Raw genomic sequence first — 3,172 nt, 5'->3', positions numbered from 1 at the left:
TTATATTCATAGCTGTGGGAACTCCTCCTGCAGATGACGGTTCTGCCGATTTAAAGTACGTTCTTTCCGTAGCAGCCTCGATCGGGCAGTTTATCAACGATTATAAAGTTGTTGTTGATAAATCCACCGTCCCCGTCGGTACGGCAAAACTGGTCAAAGAGACAATCCGGAAAGAAATAGCAGCCAGAAATGTTGATATTGAATTTGATGTGGCTTCCAATCCGGAATTTTTACGAGAAGGAAAGGCTGTCAGAGATTGCCAGATTCCCGATCGGGTTGTCATCGGTACGGACTCGGAAAGAGCTCAGACAAAGTTAAAAGAAGTATACAATGTGCTTTTTATTAACCAGACACCCTTTCTGTTTACCGAAATAGAAACAGCAGAGCTAATAAAATATGCTGCGAACGCGTTTTTAGCAGTAAAAATCTCATTTATCAATGAGGTGGCCTTGTTAGCAGATAAAGTCGGGGCCAATATCAACTCTGTGGCCCGGGCCATGGGTATGGATGGCCGTATTTCTCCTAAGTTTCTGCATGCCGGGCCCGGGTATGGGGGCAGCTGCTTCCCGAAGGATACCAAAGCCATTGCGGATATTGCCAGAAAGAATGGTCTGGAGTCTCTGGTTATTGAGGCTGCCATAAAGGCCAATGAAAAGCAGAAACAATATATGGTTTCAAAAATTATCAGTCATATGGGTTCTGTTGCCAATAAAACAATTGCGGTCCTGGGACTCTCTTTTAAACCGGACACCGATGATATGAGAGATGCTCCTTCCATCGATATCATTCAGGGACTGATCAGTCAGGGTGCCTCCATCAAGGCGTACTGCCCCAAGGGGATTACCGAGTCTAAATGGCGGTTAAAGGACATCGACAAGTCCATCACATACTGCGCAGACGAATATGACGCCGTCAAAGATGCGGATGCCTTTGTTGTGATGACAGAGTGGAACCAGTTCAGAGGGATGGACCTGAAGCGTGTGAAATCCCTGATGAGAGGAGAATACCTCTTTGACCTGAGGAATATTTTCAGCAAGAGCCCTTCAGCTAGAGAACTCTTTACCTATTGGGGTGTCGGAGTATAACCCTGAATATCAATGTTGAAGCCTAAGCGCTTAAAGTCACTGTCAGGTTCAGTCCCAATGCTTTTGCTATTTTTTCCAGAGTCTTTATAGTCGGGTTTCCCTTTAAAGGGTTTTCCAGTCTCTGGTAGGCCTGGTAAGACAATCCCAGTTTTTCGGCAATGTTTTTCTGAGAACGCCTTCCCCTCAAATTACGCAGCTGAATGGCAATTTCAATATGAGGAGCTACTTCAATCGGGTAAAGATCTTTGCCTTCTGCTGAGGGGGGAGCAGGAAGCTGTCCGTGAGAAACCTCCACTTCAAGTACGCCGTTCAGTGCTTCATAGGCATTTTCCAGGGCTTCTTCTATGCTTTTCCCTTCGGTAAACACATTATTTAAATCCGGAAATTCAACAAAATAACCCTTTTCTTCATGTTTAAGCCGGCATTTGTATTTCATATATTGTCCTTTTCCAGTCCTGCCTGTCTGAGTATTGCCTTAAGCAGGCCGGGTCCCAAATCCTTTTTCCCATGAACTGGCCCTTAGGCCTCGCCACAGAAAACCGCCGAAGCCCTGAACGGACTTCGGTACCCTTCGGCCTCGAGTGAGAAAAATACAGAAGCTGTAAACCCTTAGGCCTCGACAAAGAAATCCACCGAGGCTCTCAATGAGCCTCGGTAGGACAGATGAATATTGCTTCAGTAGCAATACTTATGTTAATAAATACCTTTTCACTCCAGATCCAACCCCTTCAGCCAAACCTTCAGTTCCGCTCCAAACTCGGGATGGCCCAGACCGTAGTGGATGGTGGTCTTGATAAAATCTAGTTTGTTCCCCATGTCATGACGGATACCGTCAAACTTCACACCATAGATCGCACTGTCCTGGAGGAGCATCTTCAGGGCATCAGTCAGCTGAATCTCACTGTTCTTCCCGGGAGGAGTGGTTTCAAGAGCACTGAAAATCTCAGGAGGGAGGATGTAGCGGCTGGCAATCACCAGGTTGGAGGGAGCCTCCTCCCGTGAGGGTTTCTCAATCAGACCGTCTACAGCATAAACATTGTCATGTACCAGGGAACCGCTCATCACGCCGTAGCGGCTGACTTTCTCCCAGGGCACCTCTTCCAGGGCCAGCACAGCCTCCTCATGCTGTTCATACACGTTCATCAGCTGCCGGGTTACAGGCGGCGCTCCGGCGGCAGCTTCCAGCACGGTATCTCCCAGAAGAACGGCAAAGGGCTCGTTCCCCACATGGTCCTTGGCGCAGCTGATGGCGTGTCCCAGGCCCAGCTGGTCGTGCTGCCAGACAAAGTGAATCCTCACGTCATCGGGGACTGTCTTGACTAGAGCCAGCTCAGCCAGCTTGTTCTTTTCCCTCAGCTGATGCTCCAGCTCAAAGTTCCGTGAAAAGTGCTCCTCCACGGAGCGTTTGCCCCGGCCGATGATCATCAAAATATCCTTTATCCCCGAATCCACAGCCTCCTGCACCACATACTGGATGGTGGGAGTGTCCACCAGGGGGAGCATCTCCTTGGGCTGGCTCTTGGTGGCCGGCAGAAATCTGGTTCCGTATCCTGCTGCGGGTATGACCGCTTTTTTAATCATCATCAGCTGTTCTCCTCATATACTATCTCCGGTTTGATCACAACGCAGCCCATAGGCTCCAGGGCTTCTTTGAGTCTGTCAAAACCCTCGTCCCCCCGGACAATTCCAATCAGAGCACCGCCGGAGCCGGTAAACTTAGCCGAGGCTCCCGCTTCACGAGCTGTGTTGATCATCTTCACATGGAGGGGATTCAGGTTCATCACCGACTGCCTCAGGTCAAAGTTGGCATCGATGATCCTGTTCATTTTATCTGTATCGGCGTCTTCCATGGCAGTGCGAAAATCATCGGTGAGCCGGGCGAAGCCCTTCATGGCCTCAATGATCTGGGTATCACCGTTTTCACAGCGATACCTCAGGTTGTTGTGTATCACCTCGGTTCCCTCGGCAGCCCTGCTGTTATAGGCAATGTAATAATCGGGACCTTTCCCGGACCGGGCTGGTTTCAGGGGTGTGTAGGTTCCGTATCCCTGTTTTTCCATGATCTCCCGGTCAAAATCCATATGCAC

Annotated in this window: 4 protein-coding genes and 1 pseudogene; 1 reads left to right on the top strand and 4 read right to left on the bottom strand. The window is 49.4% G+C overall.

Translation table 11 applies throughout. The annotated features are described in order from the left end of the window. Positions 1-1,085 (top strand): UDP-glucose/GDP-mannose dehydrogenase family protein (locus tag PF479_RS19390; RefSeq protein WP_298010350.1); only part of this gene is annotated, 1,085 nt, incomplete at its 5' end. Between the two features lie 22 nt (positions 1,086-1,107). Here the strand turns inward: PF479_RS19390 and PF479_RS19385 are convergent. The 4 genes and pseudogenes from PF479_RS19385 to PF479_RS19375 all read right to left on the bottom strand — a co-directional run. Then, entirely contained in the window at positions 1,108-1,521 is a 414-nt protein-coding gene (locus PF479_RS19385) for a type II toxin-antitoxin system HicB family antitoxin (protein ID WP_298010348.1), read from the bottom strand. Continuing rightward, positions 1,518-1,595: pseudogene (locus PF479_RS20890) on the bottom strand (type II toxin-antitoxin system HicA family toxin); the annotation flags it as partial. The gene PF479_RS19385 and the pseudogene PF479_RS20890, both read right to left, overlap by 4 nt. A gap of 198 nt (positions 1,596-1,793) precedes the next feature. Further along, a complete protein-coding gene (galU, locus tag PF479_RS19380; RefSeq protein ID WP_298010345.1) occupies positions 1,794-2,669 on the bottom strand; it encodes a UTP--glucose-1-phosphate uridylyltransferase GalU in 876 nt (291 codons plus the stop codon). Continuing rightward, on the bottom strand, positions 2,669-3,172 hold a 504-nt coding region (locus PF479_RS19375), incomplete at its 5' end, for a hypothetical protein (RefSeq protein ID WP_298010344.1). The genes galU and PF479_RS19375, both read right to left, overlap by 1 nt.

It is taken from the genome of Oceanispirochaeta sp. (genome assembly GCF_027859075.1).
Taxonomy (GTDB): Bacteria; Spirochaetota; Spirochaetia; order DSM-2461; family DSM-2461; genus Oceanispirochaeta.
Note: the sequence above shows the minus strand (reverse complement) of the source record. Positions and strands in the feature narration are given on the sequence as shown.

What these genes read in the sequence shown, in the direction of transcription:
- PF479_RS19385 (WP_298010348.1), bottom strand. Translation starts at nt 1,521, where the DNA reads ATGAAATACAAATGCCGGCTTAAACATGAAGAAAAGGGTTATTTTGTT.
- galU (WP_298010345.1), bottom strand. Translation starts at nt 2,669, where the DNA reads ATGATGATTAAAAAAGCGGTCATACCCGCAGCAGGATACGGAACCAGA.